Origin of the sequence: Massilia suwonensis (assembly GCF_042655665.1) — a bacterium.
Lineage (GTDB): Bacteria > Pseudomonadota > Gammaproteobacteria > Burkholderiales > Burkholderiaceae_D > Telluria > Telluria suwonensis.
This window is the reverse complement of record NZ_JBHSMR010000013.1, coordinates 2,416,106-2,433,986: the sequence shown is the minus strand read 5'-3', so window position 1 is coordinate 2,433,986 and position 17,881 is coordinate 2,416,106. Positions and strand designations below refer to the sequence as shown.

Below are 17,881 nucleotides of genomic sequence, written 5' to 3'. Positions count from 1 at the left end.
GTGGCTTGTGTGGCAAAACGGACAGAAGGGTGTTGTCGGAACGCCTAAAATCGCCTCCATGAATTCAGCCAAGCTTGCAGGAATTGATTTTTATGCACCGAGCGAGATCGTTGCGCGCCAGCTGATCGGGGTGGTGGTGCTGGTCGACGGCGTCGGCGGGCGCATCGTCGAGACCGAGGCCTACGACCGCGAAGACCCGGCCTCGCATGCTTTTTCCGGTCCTACCGAGCGCAACATGGCGATGTTCGGGCCGCCGGCGCACTGCTACGTCTATCGCTCCTATGGCATCCACTGGTGCCTGAACTTCGTCTGCCGCGAAGAAGGACATGGCGCCGGGGTGCTGATCCGGGCGATCGAGCCGCTGGCGGGACTGGACGTGATGCGCGCGCGCCGCGACGCCCAGGATGTCACGGCGCTGTGTTCCGGGCCAGGCAAGCTGTGCCAGGCCCTGGAGGTGACGCGCGCCTTCAACGGACGCTCGCTGGCGCAGCCGCCGTTCGTGCTCGAAGCCGCGCCGCCGGGACTGGAGATCGTTGCCGGCCCGCGCATCGGCATCTCCAAGGCGATGGACGTGCCCTGGCGCTTTGGTCTCGCCGGATCGCGCTTCGTCAGCCGTCCGTTCCGCTGAACCGGTCCGGCGCGGTTGCGCTGCCGGCATCGAGTAGGGCGCGTGGCGCGCCGCGCATCGGGCTGCCGGGCGCGCGGCGCTCCAGGGGATCCTGGAAATCGGCGGATTCTTCCGCTTCGGCCAGCGTCTCGAAGCCCTCGATCTTGAAGACGGAAACCGCGCGCGCCAGGTTCACGGTTTGCTCATGCAGGCTTTCGGCGGCGGCTGCCGCTTCCTCGACCAGGGCCGCGTTCTGCTGGGTCATGTCGTCCATCTGCCCGACCGCGCGATTGACCTCGGCGATGCCGTCGGCCTGCTCGGTGCTGGCCACGCTGATGCGCTCGATGATGTCGTTCACCTGCTTCACCGAGGCGACGATGTGGCCCATGCTGCTGCCCGCTTCGTTGACGGACGCGGCGCCGCCGTCGATGATCGCCACCGAATCGGCGATCAGGGCCTTGATTTCCTTGGCCGCCGCCGCCGAGCGCTGCGCCAGCGTGCGCACCTCGGACGCCACCACCGCAAAGCCGCGCCCCTGCTCGCCGGCGCGCGCTGCTTCCACCGCCGCGTTCAGCGCCAGGATATTCGTCTGGAAGGAGATGCCGTCGATGACGCCGATGATCTCGACGATCTTGCGCGAACTGGCCTTGATCGATTCCATCGTCGTCACCGCGCGGTCGACGGCCTGGCCGCCGTGATCGGCCAGGCGCGCCGCCTCGGCCGCGAGATCGGTGGCCAGGCGCGCATTATTCGCGTTGTCCTTCACCGCCACCGTCAGCGTTTCCATGGCGCTGGCGGTCTGTTCGAGCGAGCCGGCCTGCATCTCGGTGCGGGTCGAGAGGTCCAGGTTGCCGGTTGCGATTTCCTTGGAAGCCGTATCGATCGAACGCACCGAGGTCAGGATCGAATGCAGCGTCGTGTTCAGGGTGGCGATCGTGTGGTCGAGCGCGCGCGAGGTGTCGGCGATCTCGTCGCGGCCCGTGCTGCCCGTCGGGCTGGCCAGGCGGCCTTCGGCCAGTTCCGACACCACGTCCGAGATCGCACGGATATCGAGCAGCATGGCGCGCCGCACCAGCACCGTCACCGTCAGCGACAGCGCGATCGACAGCACGACCAGCACCGCCATCGAAATGCCCAGCGTGCGGAACTCGGCGCCGGCGGCGGCATAGGCTTCTTCGCTCAGGCGCCGTTCCAGCGCCGCCAGCTGGGCCAGCTGGGTATTCAGGGTGACGAATTCCTTTTCAGCCTTTTGCATCGAATTGGTCGCGATCGACTGGTCGACCGAAGCCATCTCGATGGTGTCCAGGACCGCCTTGCGGTAGGCGCCGAGTGCCGTCTTCGAGGCGTCGATCAGCTTGCGCTCGGAAGGCTCGGCGACCTGCGCCAGCGCATCCAGGCGGGTCTTGATGGCCTCGTGCTTTTGCTTGATTTCCTTGATCAGCGCATCGAGCCGGTTCTGGGCGAAGCTGCCGCTGACCCAGGCCAGCAATTGATAGATGTTCGCGTGCGCGTACTTGGCGTCGCCGGCGACGTCGGCCGTGTCCTGCAGGCGCGCCGCGCGCACCTGCACCATGTTCTCGAGCGAGGCATGCTGGCGCACCATGCCGTAATAGGCGGCGCCGGAGAGCAGCGTCAGCAGCACCAGCACCAATCCCGGCGCCAGCAGGAGCTTCGGGCCAATCCGTAGTTTTTTCAGCATGCTTTTCTCCATTGCAAATTAAAAGGGCGGCCGAAGCCGCCCCCGCATCACGCTGTGCTTATTTCTTGTAGAGACCGGCTTCCAGCACGACGCCGTCGACCAGCAGGATGTAGGTCGTCTTCGGCTCGATCTTGCCGCTGGTCGGGTTCTTGTACATGTAGTCGACCCAGCCTTTCCCCTTGGCGGCGGCCAGTTCGATGATCTCGCGGCGGTATTTCTTGCCGTTCGCGTCAGGCACGTCGGTCAGGTCCTTGCCGACGATCGAGGGGTTGTAGGGGTGGGCCAGCACGATGCCGGTCTTGACGTCGCGCAGGTCGACGTACAGTTCGCCCTGGACGAAGTCTGCGTCCTTGGCGTTAATGCGTTTCATCATTTCTTCCTTGCCCTTGGCCTTGATCAGGGCGGCGCCGCGTTCGGCCATTGCGATCGCATCCTTTTCGGTCGGTTCATTGGCCAGCGCACCGGAGCAGGCGAGTCCGAGGCACAGGGCGGTGGCAGTGGCGAGCAGCTTCATGAGAACAATCCTTTCGGTGGGTCAGCAGGAGGGAAACTTTCCTAAGTGCATTGGGAAATGTACGCTGCACTTCCAAGAGGCAACTTGCGCTAACTCAAGTGCATAAAATCTGTGCGACCGTTGCGCCACATGTCGCGCAGCAAACATTCAGTGCTTAGCGGAAATTTTGTGTCGCTTTGATTGATTGTGTGCAATTCCGCGTCACGCATGGGCCATAAGATGAGTTCCCGTCGGCAATTTCTTACTCAAGAATTCGCCCGTCGCCGCCCCCCACCATCTTTCCTTTTCAGGAGCATGCCGTGACCACCACCGATTCGACGCCCGCCAAGTTCAAGCCCTATACACGCCAGACCATCGCGCTTGCCCGCCAGTGGCAATGGATGAGCCCGGAGTTGCAGGAAGCAACCCAGGTCGTCTCGCATGTGCTGCCGTTTCGCGTCAACGAATACGTGCTCGACCAGCTGATCGACTGGGACAGGATTCCCGACGACCCGATCTTCCGGCTCACCTTCCCGCACCGCGACATGCTCCCGGCGCGCGAGTACGAGCAGCTGCGCGACCTGGTGCTGCACAAGAAGGACGACGCCGCGATCGCGAAACTGGTGCACCAGATCCGCATGCGCATGAACCCGCACCCGGCCGGCCAGATGACCCACAACGTGCCGCGCGTGAACGACGCGCCTTTGAAAGGACTGCAGCACAAGTACAAGGAGACCGTGCTGTTCTTCCCGAGCTCGGGCCAGACCTGCCACGCCTACTGCACCTTCTGCTTCCGCTGGCCGCAGTTCGTCGGCATGGACGACATGAAGTTCGATGCGCGCGAATGCACCGAGCTGGTGTCCTACCTCAAGACGCACCCGGACGTGACCGACGTCCTGATCACCGGCGGCGACCCGATGATCATGAATACGCGCTCGCTGACCGAATTCCTGGAACCCTTGCTGGCGCCGGAACTGGCCCACATCCAGAACATCCGCATCGGCACCAAGTCGGTCGCCTACTGGCCGCAGCGCTACGTGTCGGACAAGGATTCGGACGACCTGATGCGCCTGTTCGAGCGGGTGGTCAAGGCCGGCAAGAACCTGGCCATCATGGGCCACTACAACCACGCGGTCGAGCTGCGCCATCCGATCGCGCAAGCCGCGGTCAAGCGCATCGTCGGCACCGGCGCCACGCTGCGCATGCAGGGCCCGCTGATCCGCCACATCAACGAAGACCCGAAGAGCTGGGCCGAACTGTGGACCACCGGCGTGCGCCTGGGCGCGATCCCGTACTACATGTTCGTCGAGCGCGACACCGGCCCGAGCGAGTACTTCTCGCTGCCGCTGGCGAAAGCGCACGAGATCTTCCAGTCGGCCTACTCGATGGTCTCGGGCCTGTCGCGCACCGTGCGCGGCCCGTCGATGAGCGCCTTCCCCGGCAAGGTCGTGATCGACGGCGTGGTGACGATCAATGGCGAAAAGCTGTTCGCGCTGCAGTTCCTGCAAGCGCGCAATCCGGAGTGGGTCCGTAAACCCTTCTTCGCAAAATACGATCCGGACGCCACCTGGCTCGATCACCTGAAACCCGCTTTCGGGCGCAAGAAATTCTTCTTCGAGGAAGAGAGCGGGGACCACGGCCTGCACGCAGCCGCCGGCCGCGTGATCCCGATCGTGCAGGCTACGCACGACCGCCGCGCCAGCGACAACCAGCCCAGCGCAGCCTGATCCGGCCCCGCCATGGGTGACCAAAGCTCGCCACGCCTGTCAGGCGTGGCGGTTTTCTTCTACGTGTTCCTGCCCTTCGCGCTGGGACACTACCTGTCCTCGCTGCTGCGCAACGTAAATGCAGTGCTGGCCTCGAACCTGGTCGGCTCGCTCGCGCTCACGCCGGGGCAGCTGGGCCTGCTCACCAGCGCCTTTTTCTTTGCATTCGCGCTGGTGCAGCTGCCGGTCGGGATTGCGCTCGACCGCTACGGGCCGCGCAAGGTGCAGCTGGCGCTGATGCTGGTGGCGGCGCTGGGCGCGCTGCTGTTCGCGCGCGGCACGAGCTTCGGCCAGCTGGTGCTGGCGCGCGCGATCATGGGCCTGGGACTGGGCGGTTGCTTCATGTCGGCGGTGAAGGCGATTTCGACCTGGATCGCACCTGGCAAGCTGCCTTCGGTGCACGGCTACCTGATCGCGGTCGGCGGGCTTGGCGCCGCATCCGCCACCATGCCGGTACGGATGGCGCTCCAGTACACCGACTGGCGCGGCCTGTTCCTGCTGCTGGCCGCGGGAATCGCCGCCAGCGGCGCCCTGATCTGGCTGTTCGCGCCGCGCTGCGCTACGCCCACCAGCGCGCGCGCGCCCATGCTGTCCTCGATCCTGAGCGTGTACCGCACGCCGGCCTTCCGTTCGACGATCTCGCTGATCCTGCTGCCGCATGCGGTGTTCTTCGGGATCCAGGGCCTGTGGATCGGACGCTGGCTGTCGGACGTGGCGCGCTTTCCGGACGACGCCGTGGCCTACCTGCTGTACCTGGGCATGGCGGCCGTCATCTTCGGCGCGATCGCGGTCGGCATGATCACCGAGTGGGCGGGCAAGCGCGGCGTCACGCCGCTCGACGTCGCCGGCGCCGGCATCCTGGTGTTCGTGCTGGTGCAGGCGGCCTTCGTGGTCGGCTACAAGCCGAGCTTCCAGCTGCTGTCGGTGCTGTTCACGCTGGTCGGCACGATCACCGGCATCGAATACGCGATCGTCGCCCAGAGCATGCCGCGCGAACTGACGGGACGCGCCGCCACCTGCCTGAACCTTCTGATCTTCGTCGGCGCCTTCCTGGTGCAGGCCGGGTTCGGGCTGGTGGTCGGGCTGTGGCAGCCGGACGGCGGCGGACGCTATCCGGCGCTGGCATACCAGGTGGCTTTCGGGATATTGGTCGCGCTGCAGCTGCCCGGCCTGTTCGGCTACGCGCGGCGGCGCCTCAATGCCCGGGCACAGGCGGAAAGCAGCATCGAGGAGGCGCACACGCCCGCCTGAGCGGCGCATTGTTTGCTGGACGGAATCGAGCGGAACGGCATTTTCTTTCTCGCTACAATCGTTTGATCCGTTGGTTCGATCCGTCCAGGAGACATCATGCGCGTTCGCTCTTCCTCCCTCGTGGCTGCCGCGGTCCTGCTTGTCTTGTCCGCCTGCGGCGACAAATCCACCCTCTCTGCCGGCGCCGGCGTCGGTCCTGCGCCCTTCCTGCCGCCACCGGCGAAAAGCCTGATCCCGACGGTCGACATCGCGCCCGCCAAGGGCTGGAACGGCGGCAAGCCGACGGCCGCCCAGGGCCTGGAAGTGAGCGCCATGGCCAGCGGCCTGGATCACCCGCGCTGGCTGCACGTGCTGCCCAACGGCGACGTGCTGGTCGCGGAGACGAACGCGCCCGAGCGCCCGGACGACAAGAAGGGCATCAAAGGCTACATCATGGGCAAGGTGATGGCGAAGGCCGGCGCCGCCGTCCCGAGCGCGAACCGCATCACGCTGCTGCGCGACCTTGACGGCGACGGCGTGGCCGACGTGCGCAGCGTCTTCCTGAAGGACCTTTATTCGCCCTTCGGCATGGCTCTCGTGGGCGAGACCCTGTACGTGGCGAATGCGGACGGCATTGTCCGCTTCCCGTACAAGGAGGGTGTCACGGAGATCACCGCCGCAGCGCAGAAGGTGGCGCCTCTGCCGGGCGGGACGCTCAACCACCACTGGACCAAGAACATCATCGCCAGCCGCGACGGCAGCAAGCTGTACGCCACCGTCGGCTCGAACAGCAACGTCGCCGAAAACGGCATGGAAAACGAAGTCGACCGCGCCGCCATCCTCGAGGTCGACCTGAAAACCGGCGGCACGCGCCTGTTCGCCTCCGGCCTGCGCAATCCGAACGGCATGGCCTGGGAGCCGCAGACCGGCGCCCTGTGGACGGTCGTGAACGAGCGCGACGAGATCGGCAGCGACCTGGTGCCCGACTACCTGACCTCGGTGAAGGAGGGCGCCTTCTATGGCTGGCCCTACAGCTACTACGGCCAGCACGTCGACGAGCGTGTAAAACCGCCGCGCCCGGACATGGTGGCAAAGGCGATCGCGCCCGACTACGCACTCGGCGCCCACGTCGCCGCACTCGGCCTGACGTTCGCCGAGGGCGCGAAACTGGGCCCGACGTTCGGCAGCGGCGCCTTCATCGGCGAGCACGGCTCCTGGAACCGCAAGCCGCTGTCGGGCTACAAGGTCGTGTTTGTTCCCTTCGCCGGCGGCAAGCCGAATGGCCAGCCGGTCGACGTGCTGACCGGCTTCGTCGACCGGAACGGCGATGCCCTCGGGCGCCCGGTGGGTGTGGCCATCGACAAGACGGGAGCCTTGCTGGTGGCGGACGACGTCGGAAACGTGGTCTGGCGGGTGCGTCCCGCAGCGAGATAAAGTTAAGTAGGGTGCCAAGCGCAGCTATCGACGAACCACGATTTGCCGAAGGGACGTAAGGTGGGCGGGTTCCCCGCCCACGCGTTCAACCAGCCTCAGATCAGTCCGTAGGGTGGGCGCCCCGTGCCCACCATGTCACGCGCAGCTATCCACGAACCACAGCGGCACCGAGGTCCACGCAATTCCCGCAAACGCCAGCAAGGCCGTCAGCGCCGCCGCCCAATCCAGCAGCGCCGTGCGCTCGTCGCCGCCGAACGCACGCCGCGCACGCCAGATCAGCGCCGCGCAGACCGCCAGCGCGACGAGCGTCATCAGGGCCAGCGGCAGCCGGTGCGGATTGCCCGGCGCAAAACCCGCCGGACTGCACTGCGCCGCCACCAGCACATAGCTGCCGGCGAAATGCGCGGCCCAGACCAGCAGCGGCAGGGTGCCGCGCATGAGCTTTCCGAAGAACCGTTCGCGCATCGATCACTCCATCAGCAAGGGCACGCCATGCACCGCCAGGGCCAGCACGATGCCCTGCAGCGTCGTGTAGTGCCAGAGCAGCGCCGTATTGTCGAGGGTCGCGCGGCTGGCGGGCGACAGGCGGCCGCTCCAGGCGCGCGCGGCGAGGTAGATCCCGGCCAGCGTCAGCACGACCACATGCAGGCCCTGGTAGCTGAGAAGGGCTGCGATCGCCGCGCTCCACGCCAGGTCGCGCGGCGCCAGTCCCGCCAGCTGGTAGCCGTGCAGGTCGACCAGGAAGGCCGCGATCGCGCAGCCGGTCGCCGCCAGCGCCAGCCAGGGCAGGCGCCGCGTGCCGAGGCTGCGCACGGCCCACAGCATCAGGCCTGAACCCAGGACGAGCAGGGCGCCGGAAAACAGCGACCAGCGCAGCGCCGGCAGGCTGGCGGACGGCGGCGGGCAGACTTCCAGGCGCATCGAGATATGGATGTAGGCGAACACGAAGGAAGCGAACACGGTCGCGTCCACCACCAGCATGATGATCGTCGCCCACCACGAATGCGAAGCCCTGCCGCGGGCGCCGACCGGCAGCACCAGCGTGTCGGAGACCTTCGCCTGGCTGATCGGCGGCGGACGGTCCGCGTCCCAGAGCCAGGCGACGGTTGCGGCAATGGCGGTGAGGCCGCAGGCCCAGGCCACGACGTGCATTTTGACCGTCAGCAGCAGGAAAAAGCCTGCCGTGCCCGCCGCGGCAAGGAAGGGCAGCCAGCTGTCGGCCGGCAGCACCAGCAGGTGGCGCGGTGTGGCCGCGACCGGGCTGGTAACCAGGGTTTCGCGCTGGCCGCTTTCGGTACCGGGCAGGTAATGCTGGCCGGCCTCCACCTGTTCGCACAGGTTCGGCTGGTCCCACAGCGGATCGGCCGAGCGCACCTCCGGAATGCTGCGCGCGTTATAGGCCTCCGTCGGCAGCCACTCCAGCGTCGACGCATTCCACGGATTGCCGACCGGCTGCTCGGGCCGGCGCAGGGTGCGCACGACGTCGACCAGGAACAGCAGCACGCCCGCCGCCAGCACGAAGGCGCCCACGGTCGAGACCATGTTCAACCCATTCCACCCCATCTCGCCCGGATAAGTGTAGACCCGGCGCGGCATGCCCAGCAGCCCCGTGATGTGCATCGGGAAGAAGGCAATATTAAAACCGCCGAACATCAGCCAGAACACCCATTTGGCCACGCGTTCGGACAGGCGCTGGCCCTTCAGGAGCGGCAGCCAGTAGTACATGGCCGCGAACACCGGGAACACCATCCCGCCGACCAGCACGTAATGGAAATGGGCGACGATGAAATACGTGTCATGGGCCTGCCAGTCGAAGGGCAGCACGGCGACCATCACCCCGGTCAGGCCGCCGAGGACAAAAATGAACATGAAGCCGCCCAGGAACAGGGCCGGTCCGGTCATTCTCACCTTGCCGCGCCAGAGCGTCGCGATCCAGCCGAACACCTGGATCGCGGTCGGCACGGCCACCGCCATGCTGGCGGCCGACACGAAACTCATCGTCATCACGCCCAGGCCGGCCGTGAACATGTGGTGCGCCCACAGCGCGAAGCTGAAGAAGCAGACGATCACCAGCGCCACGATGATGGCTTTTCTCCCGACCAGCGGCGTGCCGGCGATCGTCGGGATCATGGTCGAGACCATGCCGGCGGCGGGCAGGAAGATGATGTAGACCTCGGGGTGGCCGAAGAACCAGAACAGGTGCTGCCACAGGATCGGATCGCCGCCGCGCTCGCCGATGAAGAAGGGCCAGTCGAAGGCGCGTTCCATCTCCAGCAGCGCGGTGCCGGCGATGATGGCCGGGAAGGCGAACACGATCATCACGGCCACCACCAGCATGGCCCAGGCATACACCGGCATGCGCGCCAGGGTCATGCCCGGCGCTCGCGTAAACAGGATGCCGACGATCAGTTCGATGGCGCCGGCGATCGCCGAGATCTCGATGAAGCCGATCCCGAGCAGCCAGAAGTCGGCATTCAGCCCCGGCGAATACTGCTTCCCGGTGAGCGGCGGGTACATGAACCAGCCGCCGTCGGGCGACAGGCCGAAGAACAGGGTGCAGAAGAAGGCCAGGCCGCCGATCGCATACGCCCAGTAGGCGTAGGCCGAGAGGCGCGGGAAGGGCAGGTCGCGCGCGCCCAGCATGTTCGGCAGCAGGTAGACGGCGATTGCCTCGACGATGGGAATCGCGAACAGGAACATCATCACCGTGCCGTGCATGGTGAAGACCTGGTTGTACACCGACGCGCTCATCAGATCGTTGTCGGGCACGGCCAGCTGGGTGCGCATCATCAGGCCGAGGATCCCGGCCAGCAGGAAGAATAGCAGCGCGGTGCCGATGTAGAGCAGGCCGATGCTGGTGTTGTCGACGCGCTTGAGGAAGCGCCAGCCGGTCGGCCGTTGCCAGGGTTTTTCCAGCCGCTCCAGCTCGCCCTCGGGACGGGGGAGGGAACTGGGCAGGCGTTGTTCGATGGCGTGGTCCGTCATGTCGTCATTTCAGCTGTTCGAGGTACACGGCCAGGGCGCGCAGCGTTTCGCCGTCGATGTCGAGCGCGGCCGGCATGCGCGCGCCCGGTTTGATGGCTTGCGGGTCGGCGATCCAGCCGGCCAGCGAACCGCGGTGGTTGCGCAGCGTGCCGGCGGCGATGTGCATGCGCCCGCCGACGTGGGTCAGGTCGGGACCGAGGCGCGATCCTTCGGCGACGCCGCGGATCGTGTGGCAGCTCTGGCAGCGCTGTTCGAGGAAGGCGGCGCGTCCGCGTTCGACCAGCGCATTGTCCGGCGCCTTGGCCGGCTGCGCTTCGTTGGCGAGCCAGCGCTCGAAGTCGGCCGGCGCCATCGCAATCACGTGCAGCGCCATGCGCGCATGCTGCTCGCCGCAGTATTCGGCGCACTGGCCGCGGTAGATGCCGGGTTTATCCGCCTGCAGGGTCAGGCCGTTGACGCGTCCCGGCACCGTATCCATCTTGCCGTTCAGGGCGGGCACCCACAGGCTGTGGATCACGTCGGTCGACGTCAGGCCGATATAGACCGGACGTCCGGCCGGAATCCGGATCTCGTTGGCGCTCGCCACTTCGCGTCCGCTGGCGGGATCGTGGTAGCGCACTTCCCACCACCACATCTTGGCCGTCACGCCGATGCTCATCGCCCCGCGCGAGGTTTGCGGCGACAGGTCCGCGCTGCGCCAGGTGCTCCAGACCAGCAGCGCGCTCAGGACCACGACCGGGAACACGATGCCGGCGCCGGCAATCCACCAGCGCGCCGGGACCTGGCGACCTCCCTTGCTGCGCAGGCCAATGACCATCAAGGCCATCACGGCGACGAAGATGAGGGCGGCGCCGCCGAACAGCACCCAGGACAGGTGCGCGATGATGGCGGCGTCCGGGCCGGCGGGGTGGAGGACCGATTGCAGCGGTGTCGTTGTCGCAGCCGTCATCGGAGGGTGTACAGGTAAGCGGCCATGTCGCGTGCTTCGCTTGGCGAGACGCCCAGGTCGGGCATGGCGGTGCCGGGCTTCATGGCTTGCGGGTTGTCGAGCCAGGCCGTGAGCTGCTGCGGCGTATTCGGGAAGCCCCCCGCGATGTAGCTGCGCAGCCCGAACTGATCCAGCGGCGGTCCCGCATTCCCGGGCGTGCCCGGCACCTCGGGGATCGCGTGGCAGGCCGTGCACTGGTATTGCGCCATCAGGCGCTGGCCCCGGGCCGGATCGCCGCCGCTCACCTGTCTCGGTGCCTCCTGCTTGCCGCAGCCGGCCAGGAATGCCAGGCAGAGCCCGGCAAGGCAGGCGGCACGGGGCAGCGCGGGAAGAATAAAGTGATAGCGCACAATTGAATTCGATAAGGCCAATGGCTCTATATAATACAAGAGAAGCAATATCATTTTTTCAACAGTGCGCACCCCCTGACAGCGACGAACGATGCCATCCACCCGTACCCGCCTGATCCTGAAAACCGCTGCCGCCACGCTGGCGCTGGCGGGGCTGGCGGGCGCCATCGGCGGCTTCGTCGTGCTGCGCGCCGGCTGGTACGACACCTCGGCCACCGCCCAGCACCTGCAGCCCGTGTTTACGCTGCTCGAGCAGGGCATGCGCTATTCGGTGCGCAATCATTCGAGCGAAGTGCAGGTGCCGCCGCTGGGCGCGCCGCAGCAGGTGAAGCAGGGCGCGCTGGTGTACGCCGCCCATTGCGCCCAATGCCACGGCGCACCGGGCTTCGCCCAGGCCAAGATCGGGCAGAGCATGCAGCCGCTGCCCGGTCCCCTGGTCGACGCCAGTGCGCGCTGGCAGCCGCGCGAGCTGTACTGGATCACCAAGCACGGCATCAAGATGAGCGGCATGCCGGCCTGGCAGTTTCATATGAGCGAATCCGATTTATGGGCGGTAGTCGCCTTCATGGGCGTGCTGCCGACGCTGTCGGCGCGCGATTACGCGCAGGCGACACGCGCCGCGCGGGCGCCTGTCGCAGAAGGAGCCACGCGATGAGCGCGCGCCTGCTCCTCTGCGTGCTGGCGCTGCTGGCCGGCTGCCAGGGCAAGCCGCCGTCGAACACGGTGCAGGGCGACCCCGAACGCGGCCGCATCGCGCTGGCCCAGCATGCCTGCCGCGCCTGCCACATGATTCCCGGCCTGACCGGTCCCGAGACCCACGTCGGGCGCTCTCTGGCCGGTCTCGCCGAACGCCGCTTCGTCGCCGGCAGCCTGCCGAACAACCAGCCTAATCTCGTGCGCTGGATCCGCGACCCGCAATCGATCGATCCGCAGACGGCGATGCCCAAGTTGGGCGTGAGCGAACGCGATGCCCTCGACATGACGGCCTGGCTGCTGACGGCCAAAGAATAATTGGTATCATGCGGGCCCGCCGCGCGCCATGGTGGCGCCGGCAGCGGCAGAACACGAAGGGATACAACATGAGATTGGTGCGCTATGGCCGCCCGGGCAAGGAAAGGCCGGGCCTGTTCGACGATGAAGGGCGCCTGCGCGACCTGTCCGGCGTGATTGCCGATATCGATGCCGCCATGCTGAACGAGCGCGCGCTGCGCAAACTCGCCAAGATCGATACCAAGACCCTGCCGCTGGTGCGCGGCAATCCGCGCCTGGGCGTGCCGGTGAAAGGCGTCGGCAAGTTCATCGGCATCGGCATGAATTACGTTGACCACTGCGCCGAGACGGGCGCCGCGGTGCCGACGGAACCGATTTTCTTCACCAAGGCGATCAGCTCCCTGAACGGTCCGGACGACCCGATCCAGCTGCCGAAAGGCTCGAAAAAGACCGACTGGGAGGTCGAACTCGGCGTCGTGATCGGCACCCGCGCCCAGTACGTGAGCGAAGAGGACGCGCTGAAATACGTGGCCGGCTACTGCGTCGTCAACGACGTCTCCGAGCGCGCCTACCAGTTCGAGATGGGCTCGCAGTGGGACAAAGGTAAAGGCTGCGATACCTTCGGTCCGGTCGGCCCCTTCCTCGTCACGCGCGACGACGTCTACGATGTGCAGGACCTCGATCTTTACCTGGAACTGAACGGCAAGCGCATGCAGACCGGGAATACCTCGAACATGATTTTCAGCGTGGCCCAGATCGTCAGCTACGTTTCGCGCTTCATGACGCTGGAGCCGGGCGACATCATCACCACCGGCACGCCGCCGGGCGTGGGATTGGGGCGTACGCCGCAGCGCTTCCTCAAGAAGGGCGACAAGCTGCGGCTGGGGATTGCAGGGCTGGGAGAACAGCAGGCGGAAGTGGTTGCATTCCCGAAATGATGCGGTAGGGTGGGCGCCCCGTGCCCACCAGAAGCTTGCGCCGCGTTGGCGCATCGTGATGGTGGGCACAGGGCGCCCACCCTACGCTTACTTCAGTAATGCGGCGTCAACCGCTTCGCTCAGGCGCGTCACGATCTCCGACAGCTCGCCGGCCGACACGATGAACGGCGGCGCCAACAAAATGTGATCCCCGCGCTGGCCGTCGATGGTCCCGCCCATCGGATACACCATCAATCCGCGCGCCATCGCCTCGTTCTTGATCGCCGCATGCAGCTTGCGCTCCGGCGCGAACGGCGCTTTCGTCGCGCGGTCCTGCACCAGCTCGATCCCAAGGAACAGCCCGCGCCCGCGGATGTCGCCCACGTGCGGATGTTTGCCGAACACGTCGCCCAACATGCGTTTTAGCGTTGCGCCGCGCCGCTGCACCTGCTCCAGCAGATTGTCGCGCTCGATCACCTGCTGCACCGCCAGTGCGGCCGCCGCCGCCACCGGATGGCCGATATACGTATGCCCGTGCAGGAAGGCGCCGCTGCCGTGGCGCAGGCGATCGACGATCGCGCCCTGCGCCAGCACCGCGCCGATCGGCTGGTAGCCGCCGCCCAGGCCCTTGGCCACCGTGATGATGTCGGGCGCCACCCCTTCCTGCTCGACGGCGAACAGGGTGCCGGTGCGGCCCATCCCGCACATCACCTCGTCGGCGATGAAGAGGATGCCGTAGCGGTCGCAGATGGCGCGCACGCCTTTGAAATAGCCGGGCGTCGGCGGGATCGCGCCGCCGGTCGCGCCCACCACCGGTTCGGCCACGAAGCCGATCACCTTCTCCGGCCCGGCCTTGATGATGGCCGTCTCCAGTTCGTCCAGCAGGCAGGCCGTGTAGGCATCCACGCTCTGGCCTTCGCGGCGGTCGCGGTACTCGTAGCAGGGAGAGACGCGCGGCACCTCCATCAGCAGCGGCGCGAAGGGTTTACGGCGCCATTCGTTGCCGCCGACGGCCAGCGCGCCCAGCGTGTTGCCGTGATAGCTCTGGCGCCGCGCGATGAACAGCGAGCGGCCCGTCTCGCCGGCTTCGGCGAAGTACTGGCGCGCCAGCTTCAGCGCCGTTTCCATCGCCTCCGAGCCGCCCGAGACCAGGTACACGCCCTGGATGCCGGCCGGCGCCTTGGCCACCAGCGTCTGCGCCAGCTCTTCGGCCACCTCGGTGGTGAAGAAGGCGGTGTGGGCATAGGCGCAGCGGTCGATCTGGCGGTGCATGGCGGCGATCACGTCCGGATGGCCATGCCCGAGCGAGGAAACGGCGGCGCCGCCGCTGGCGTCGAGGTAGGCATTCCCGGCATTGTCGAAGACCGTGATGCCCGAAGCATGGGTGGCGATCGGCGGCGTCTGGCGCAGGCTGCGGTGGATGATGTTGCTCATGGAATTTCCCTCCGGCAAATAGTTGACGGTTGACAATAAACTCGCCGTGCCCGGATTCCTTTGATCTTTACTGGAAGCTGTGCGAATATTTTTGTAAAGACAGTTTTCCGTTAAGACACTCGGGACGCCGACCATGACCGACCGCCTTCGTCCGATTCCCCCCAGCGAGATGACCGAAGCCCAGCGCCGGGCCGCCCAGGCCGTCATCGAAGGCCCGCGCGGCGCCCTCTACGGCCCTTTCGTCCCCCTGCTGCGCAGCCCGGAACTGCTGGAAAACGCCCAGCGCATGGGAGAGTATCTGCGCTACCGCAGCGCCATCGGCGTCAGGTTGTCGGAACTGGCGATCCTGGTCACGGCGCGCCAGTGGAACCAGGGCGTCGAATGGGCGATTCACGCGCCGATTGCGGCCCAGGTCGGCGTGCCGCCGGACGTGATCAATGCCATCGCGCGGCGCGAACGGCCGGAAGGCATGCTGGTGGACGAATCGGTGGTGCACGACTTCTGCGTCGAACTGCACCAGAACAAGGAGGTGTCGGACCGCACCTATGGCGAGGCAGTGGCCCTGTTCGGGGAGCAGGGCGTGGTCGATTTGATGGGGCTGAATGGTTACTACACGTTTCTGGCGATGGTGATGAACACCGCGCGCACCGAGGTGCCGGTGTCGAGCGCGGCGCCTTTGCCGAAATAAACCCAAACCCCGTGGAGTCAGGACTCCACCCTACGGTCAGTGGTCTACGTAGGGGTTTTTGAGGCCAATGGCCTCAATGACGGGTTCACCGGAGTCCCGACTCCACGCGGTACAGAGCGTGAATTCAAGCCAACGCTTCCTTCGCTGCCTCCTCCGGGCTCAAACCGTCATAGAACAAGTCCGTAAACCACTCGACCTGTTCCTCGATATGCTCCTGCGCCTGCTTCTGCGTCGCACCGCCGGCAACGAGAAAACCTTCAACCTCGATGCACCAGTTGATCAGCGCCAGCGTCTCTTCGTCGAGTTCTTCTTTCTTGGCCATGTTAAGGACCTCCAATGTAAAACGGGAGCCGCAGCTCCCGTTGGTTGAGGCTTGCTAAGCCAGTACTTTCTTGAGCCAGGCCGAGATGTCCTGCACCTCCTCGAAGCAGAGCGAATGCTGCATCGGATACGCGTGCCAGTCGATCGTATAGCCGAGTTCCTTGAGGATGTCGCGCGACTGCTCGCCGCGCAGGAAGGGCACGACATGGTCCTGGCGGCCGTGCGCCATGAAGATCGGGGTGTCGATGCTTTCCTCGGTGCGCTCGTGGACGACCTTTTCGTTGAGCGGCAGGTAGCCCGACAGGCACAGCATGCCGGCCAGCTTTTCCGGATGGCGCAGGCCGGTCTGCAGGGTCATCGCACAGCCTTGCGAGAAGCCGGCCAGCACGATCTTCGAAGCCGGGATGCCGCGCGCCTTTTCGCGCGCGATCAGGGCCTCGACGTCGCGCTGCGAGTCGCGGAGACCCGTCTCGTCTTCGCGGCGCGTCAGTTCGGCGCCGGTGATGTCGTACCAGGCGCGCATGACGTAGCCGCCGTTGATCGTCACGGGGATCGTCTTCGCATGCGGGAAGACGAAGCGGATGGCGGGCAGGCCCGCCAGATCGAGTTCGCGCACCAGCGGCACGAAGTCGTTGCCGTCGGCGCCCAGGCCGTGCAGCCAGATGATCGCGACCGATGGATTCGGCGCGGTTTCGATATCGATGGTTTGCAGCAAATCGCTCATGCGTTGTCCTGGGGTTGTGGCGTGGCCGGACGCAGCGCCGTCTTCGGACGCCAGGTCTTGCTCACCGCCGGATTGGTTTCCATATACGGGCCGCCGATCAGGTCGATGCAGTAGGGGACGGCGGCGAAGATGCCGCCGGCGACCACGTTACCGTCCGCGTCCTTGAGGCCTTCCAGCGTTTCCTTGATCGCCTTCGGCTGGCCCGGCAGGTTCATGATCAGGGCCGCGTGGTCCGCGGTCTCACGAATCACCGCGACCTGGCGCGACAAAATCGCGGTCGGCACGAAGCGCAGGCTGATCTGCCGCATCTGCTCGCCGAAGCCCGGCATTTCCTTGGTGCCGACGGCCAGCGTGGCCTCGGGCGTGACGTCGCGCCGCGCCGGTCCCGTGCCGCCCGTGGTCAGCACCAGGTGGCAGCCGACCACGTCGACCAGTTCGACCAGGGTCTTCTCGATCTGCGTGCGCTCGTCGGGAATCAGGCGCGGCTCGATGCGGTAAGGCGTCGTGAGGGCCGAGGCGATCCAGTCCTGCAGCGCAGGGATGCCCTGGTCCTCGTAGATGCCGCCGCTGGCGCGGTCGGAGACCGACACCAGGCCGATCACCAGCATCACTTCGTTAGTCGTCTGCGGACTCATCGTCTTCCAGTTCGTCTTCCGCTGGCGCCGCCGGCTTCTTGCCCAGCTCTTTTAAAATCTGGAACAGTTCACGGTAGGCCTTCGGCGGCTTGTTCTCGGCCTGCTCCTTGCGCGCATTGCGGATCAGGGTGCGCAGGTGCTGCACGTCCAGTTCCGGGTGTTCTTCGAGCAGCGTCGTGAGTGCCTTGTCGTCGCTCAGGAGCTTCTCGCGGCGGCGTTCCAGCGCGTGCAGGGCGGCCGTCTCGGCCTTCGAGGCGCCTTTCCAGCTGTCGATGGTGCGCTGGATGACGGCCACTTCCTCTTCGGTGAGCGTGCGCATCTTCTTGCCCACGAACTGCAGCTGGCGGCGCCGGCCTTCGTGGTTGGTGATGGTCTGGCACTCGAGGATGGCGTCCTTGACGTCTTCCGGCATCGGCACGCGCTTGACGCGGTCGCGCGGCTCGGCCACGAGCTGTGCGCCGAGCTTCTGCAGCTCGTCCATCTGGCGCTTGAGTTCGGACTTCGATGGGCGTTCGTATTCTTGCTCGAACTCGTTGGACTGGAAGCCCACGGAGCCGCGGTTTGGATTAGGCATGGTATTGGGTGATCCGATTGGCAAGGAGCCGATCAGTAAAAACAGT

General features: G+C 66.1%; 19 protein-coding genes. 8 read left to right on the top strand and 11 right to left on the bottom strand.

The window, feature by feature from the left end:
• Positions 1 to 58: 58 nt before the first annotated feature.
• Positions 59 to 628 (top strand): DNA-3-methyladenine glycosylase, encoded by a 570-nt coding sequence (locus tag ACFPQ5_RS19015; protein ID WP_379759360.1) that lies wholly within the window; start codon positions 59 to 61, stop codon positions 626 to 628.
• Here the strand turns inward: ACFPQ5_RS19015 and ACFPQ5_RS19010 are convergent.
• Together ACFPQ5_RS19010 and ACFPQ5_RS19005 are read right to left on the bottom strand one after the other, a co-directional pair.
• Positions 609 to 2,306: a methyl-accepting chemotaxis protein gene (locus ACFPQ5_RS19010; protein ID WP_379759357.1), complete on the bottom strand. Its 1,698-nt coding sequence runs from the start codon at positions 2,304 to 2,306 to the stop codon at positions 609 to 611. The genes ACFPQ5_RS19015 and ACFPQ5_RS19010 overlap by 20 nt on opposite strands.
• 58 nt (positions 2,307 to 2,364) lie before the next feature.
• On the bottom strand, positions 2,365 to 2,820 hold the full coding sequence (locus ACFPQ5_RS19005; protein WP_379759354.1) for a cache domain-containing protein: 456 nt from the start codon (positions 2,818 to 2,820) through the stop codon (positions 2,365 to 2,367).
• 299 nt (positions 2,821 to 3,119) lie between these two features.
• Here ACFPQ5_RS19005 and ACFPQ5_RS19000 point away from each other — a divergent pair, with 299 nt between their 5' ends.
• The 3 genes from ACFPQ5_RS19000 to ACFPQ5_RS18990 all read left to right on the top strand — a co-directional run bounded on the left by ACFPQ5_RS19000 (position 3,120) and on the right by ACFPQ5_RS18990 (position 7,229).
• Positions 3,120 to 4,526 carry a KamA family radical SAM protein gene (locus ACFPQ5_RS19000; protein ID WP_379759351.1) on the top strand — a complete coding sequence of 469 codons (1,407 nt, stop codon included), beginning with the start codon at positions 3,120 to 3,122 and terminating at the stop codon, positions 4,524 to 4,526.
• A 12-nt stretch (positions 4,527 to 4,538) separates the two neighbouring features.
• A complete protein-coding gene (locus ACFPQ5_RS18995; RefSeq protein WP_379759348.1) occupies positions 4,539 to 5,816 on the top strand; it encodes an MFS transporter in 1,278 nt (425 codons plus the stop codon).
• Between the two features lie 96 nt (positions 5,817 to 5,912).
• Positions 5,913 to 7,229 (top strand): PQQ-dependent sugar dehydrogenase, encoded by a 1,317-nt coding sequence (locus tag ACFPQ5_RS18990; protein WP_379759345.1) that lies wholly within the window; start codon positions 5,913 to 5,915, stop codon positions 7,227 to 7,229.
• A 135-nt stretch (positions 7,230 to 7,364) separates the two neighbouring features.
• On the opposite strand, the gene ACFPQ5_RS18985 is transcribed toward ACFPQ5_RS18990, so the two are convergent.
• From ACFPQ5_RS18985 to ACFPQ5_RS18970, 4 genes are read right to left on the bottom strand one after another with little or no spacing between them, the layout of a single operon-like run.
• Positions 7,365 to 7,694: a hypothetical protein gene (locus ACFPQ5_RS18985; protein ID WP_379759342.1), complete on the bottom strand. Its 330-nt coding sequence runs from the start codon at positions 7,692 to 7,694 to the stop codon at positions 7,365 to 7,367.
• Between the two features lie 3 nt (positions 7,695 to 7,697).
• Entirely contained in the window at positions 7,698 to 10,214 is a 2,517-nt protein-coding gene (gene ctaD, locus ACFPQ5_RS18980; RefSeq protein WP_379759339.1) for a cytochrome c oxidase subunit I, read from the bottom strand.
• 4 nt (positions 10,215 to 10,218) lie between these two features.
• Entirely contained in the window at positions 10,219 to 11,163 is a 945-nt protein-coding gene (coxB, locus tag ACFPQ5_RS18975; protein WP_379759336.1) for a cytochrome c oxidase subunit II, read from the bottom strand.
• Positions 11,160 to 11,552 carry a c-type cytochrome gene (locus ACFPQ5_RS18970; protein ID WP_379759333.1) on the bottom strand — a complete coding sequence of 131 codons (393 nt, stop codon included), beginning with the start codon at positions 11,550 to 11,552 and terminating at the stop codon, positions 11,160 to 11,162. Before ACFPQ5_RS18970 ends, coxB begins: the two co-directional genes overlap by 4 nt.
• Positions 11,553 to 11,643: 91 nt before the next feature.
• Here ACFPQ5_RS18970 and ACFPQ5_RS18965 point away from each other — a divergent pair, with 91 nt between their 5' ends.
• The 3 genes from ACFPQ5_RS18965 (at position 11,644) to ACFPQ5_RS18955 (ending at position 13,480) form a co-directional block, all read left to right on the top strand.
• Positions 11,644 to 12,207, top strand: coding sequence for a c-type cytochrome (locus ACFPQ5_RS18965; RefSeq protein ID WP_379759330.1), 564 nt, complete (start codon positions 11,644 to 11,646; stop codon positions 12,205 to 12,207).
• Positions 12,204 to 12,563 (top strand): c-type cytochrome, encoded by a 360-nt coding sequence (locus tag ACFPQ5_RS18960; protein WP_379759327.1) that lies wholly within the window; start codon positions 12,204 to 12,206, stop codon positions 12,561 to 12,563. Before ACFPQ5_RS18965 ends, ACFPQ5_RS18960 begins: the two co-directional genes overlap by 4 nt.
• A gap of 68 nt (positions 12,564 to 12,631) precedes the next feature.
• Positions 12,632 to 13,480 (top strand): fumarylacetoacetate hydrolase family protein, encoded by an 849-nt coding sequence (locus ACFPQ5_RS18955; protein WP_379759324.1) that lies wholly within the window; start codon positions 12,632 to 12,634, stop codon positions 13,478 to 13,480.
• An 87-nt stretch (positions 13,481 to 13,567) separates the two neighbouring features.
• Here the strand turns inward: ACFPQ5_RS18955 and ACFPQ5_RS18950 are convergent, their stop codons facing one another.
• A complete protein-coding gene (locus ACFPQ5_RS18950) occupies positions 13,568 to 14,893 on the bottom strand; it encodes an aspartate aminotransferase family protein (protein ID WP_379759322.1) in 1,326 nt (441 codons plus the stop codon).
• A gap of 133 nt (positions 14,894 to 15,026) precedes the next feature.
• Here ACFPQ5_RS18950 and ACFPQ5_RS18945 point away from each other — a divergent pair, with 133 nt between their 5' ends.
• A complete protein-coding gene (locus ACFPQ5_RS18945; protein WP_379759319.1) occupies positions 15,027 to 15,581 on the top strand; it encodes a carboxymuconolactone decarboxylase family protein in 555 nt (184 codons plus the stop codon).
• Positions 15,582 to 15,705: 124 nt separating this feature from the next.
• Here the strand turns inward: ACFPQ5_RS18945 and ACFPQ5_RS18940 are convergent, their stop codons facing one another.
• From ACFPQ5_RS18940 to yjgA, 4 genes are read right to left on the bottom strand one after another with little or no spacing between them, the layout of a single operon-like run.
• The gene (locus tag ACFPQ5_RS18940; protein WP_290422061.1) at positions 15,706 to 15,903 is read right to left on the bottom strand and encodes a hypothetical protein; all 198 of its coding nucleotides are present in this window, start codon (positions 15,901 to 15,903) and stop codon (positions 15,706 to 15,708) included.
• A 54-nt stretch (positions 15,904 to 15,957) separates the two neighbouring features.
• Positions 15,958 to 16,626, bottom strand: a complete 669-nt coding sequence (locus tag ACFPQ5_RS18935; RefSeq protein ID WP_379759316.1) for an alpha/beta hydrolase — start codon at positions 16,624 to 16,626, stop codon at positions 15,958 to 15,960.
• Positions 16,623 to 17,261, bottom strand: coding sequence for a molybdopterin adenylyltransferase (mog, locus tag ACFPQ5_RS18930; RefSeq protein WP_379759313.1), 639 nt, complete (start codon positions 17,259 to 17,261; stop codon positions 16,623 to 16,625). Before mog ends, ACFPQ5_RS18935 begins: the two co-directional genes overlap by 4 nt.
• Entirely contained in the window at positions 17,242 to 17,835 is a 594-nt protein-coding gene (gene yjgA / locus ACFPQ5_RS18925; RefSeq protein ID WP_379759310.1) for a ribosome biogenesis factor YjgA, read from the bottom strand. Before yjgA ends, mog begins: the two co-directional genes overlap by 20 nt.
• Positions 17,836 to 17,881 lie beyond the last annotated feature (46 nt).

Excerpts from the sequence above, each read along its gene's own strand:
- ACFPQ5_RS18935 (WP_379759316.1), bottom strand. The coding sequence starts at position 16,626 with ATGAGCGATTTGCTGCAAACCATCGATATCGAAACCGCGCCGAATCCA.
- ACFPQ5_RS18990 (WP_379759345.1), top strand. The coding sequence starts at position 5,913 with ATGCGCGTTCGCTCTTCCTCCCTCGTGGCTGCCGCGGTCCTGCTTGTC.
- ACFPQ5_RS18960 (WP_379759327.1), top strand. The coding sequence starts at position 12,204 with ATGAGCGCGCGCCTGCTCCTCTGCGTGCTGGCGCTGCTGGCCGGCTGC.
- ACFPQ5_RS18995 (WP_379759348.1), top strand. The coding sequence starts at position 4,539 with ATGGGTGACCAAAGCTCGCCACGCCTGTCAGGCGTGGCGGTTTTCTTC.
- mog (WP_379759313.1), bottom strand. The coding sequence starts at position 17,261 with ATGAGTCCGCAGACGACTAACGAAGTGATGCTGGTGATCGGCCTGGTG.
- coxB (WP_379759336.1), bottom strand. The coding sequence starts at position 11,163 with ATGACGGCTGCGACAACGACACCGCTGCAATCGGTCCTCCACCCCGCC.
- ACFPQ5_RS18965 (WP_379759330.1), top strand. The coding sequence starts at position 11,644 with ATGCCATCCACCCGTACCCGCCTGATCCTGAAAACCGCTGCCGCCACG.
- ACFPQ5_RS19010 (WP_379759357.1), bottom strand. The coding sequence starts at position 2,306 with ATGCTGAAAAAACTACGGATTGGCCCGAAGCTCCTGCTGGCGCCGGGA.
- ACFPQ5_RS18945 (WP_379759319.1), top strand. The coding sequence starts at position 15,027 with ATGACCGACCGCCTTCGTCCGATTCCCCCCAGCGAGATGACCGAAGCC.
- ACFPQ5_RS18955 (WP_379759324.1), top strand. The coding sequence starts at position 12,632 with ATGAGATTGGTGCGCTATGGCCGCCCGGGCAAGGAAAGGCCGGGCCTG.
- ACFPQ5_RS19005 (WP_379759354.1), bottom strand. The coding sequence starts at position 2,820 with ATGAAGCTGCTCGCCACTGCCACCGCCCTGTGCCTCGGACTCGCCTGC.
- yjgA (WP_379759310.1), bottom strand. The coding sequence starts at position 17,835 with ATGCCTAATCCAAACCGCGGCTCCGTGGGCTTCCAGTCCAACGAGTTC.
- ACFPQ5_RS18985 (WP_379759342.1), bottom strand. The coding sequence starts at position 7,694 with ATGCGCGAACGGTTCTTCGGAAAGCTCATGCGCGGCACCCTGCCGCTG.
- ACFPQ5_RS19015 (WP_379759360.1), top strand. The coding sequence starts at position 59 with ATGAATTCAGCCAAGCTTGCAGGAATTGATTTTTATGCACCGAGCGAG.
- ctaD (WP_379759339.1), bottom strand. The coding sequence starts at position 10,214 with ATGACGGACCACGCCATCGAACAACGCCTGCCCAGTTCCCTCCCCCGT.
- ACFPQ5_RS18940 (WP_290422061.1), bottom strand. The coding sequence starts at position 15,903 with ATGGCCAAGAAAGAAGAACTCGACGAAGAGACGCTGGCGCTGATCAAC.
- ACFPQ5_RS18950 (WP_379759322.1), bottom strand. The coding sequence starts at position 14,893 with ATGAGCAACATCATCCACCGCAGCCTGCGCCAGACGCCGCCGATCGCC.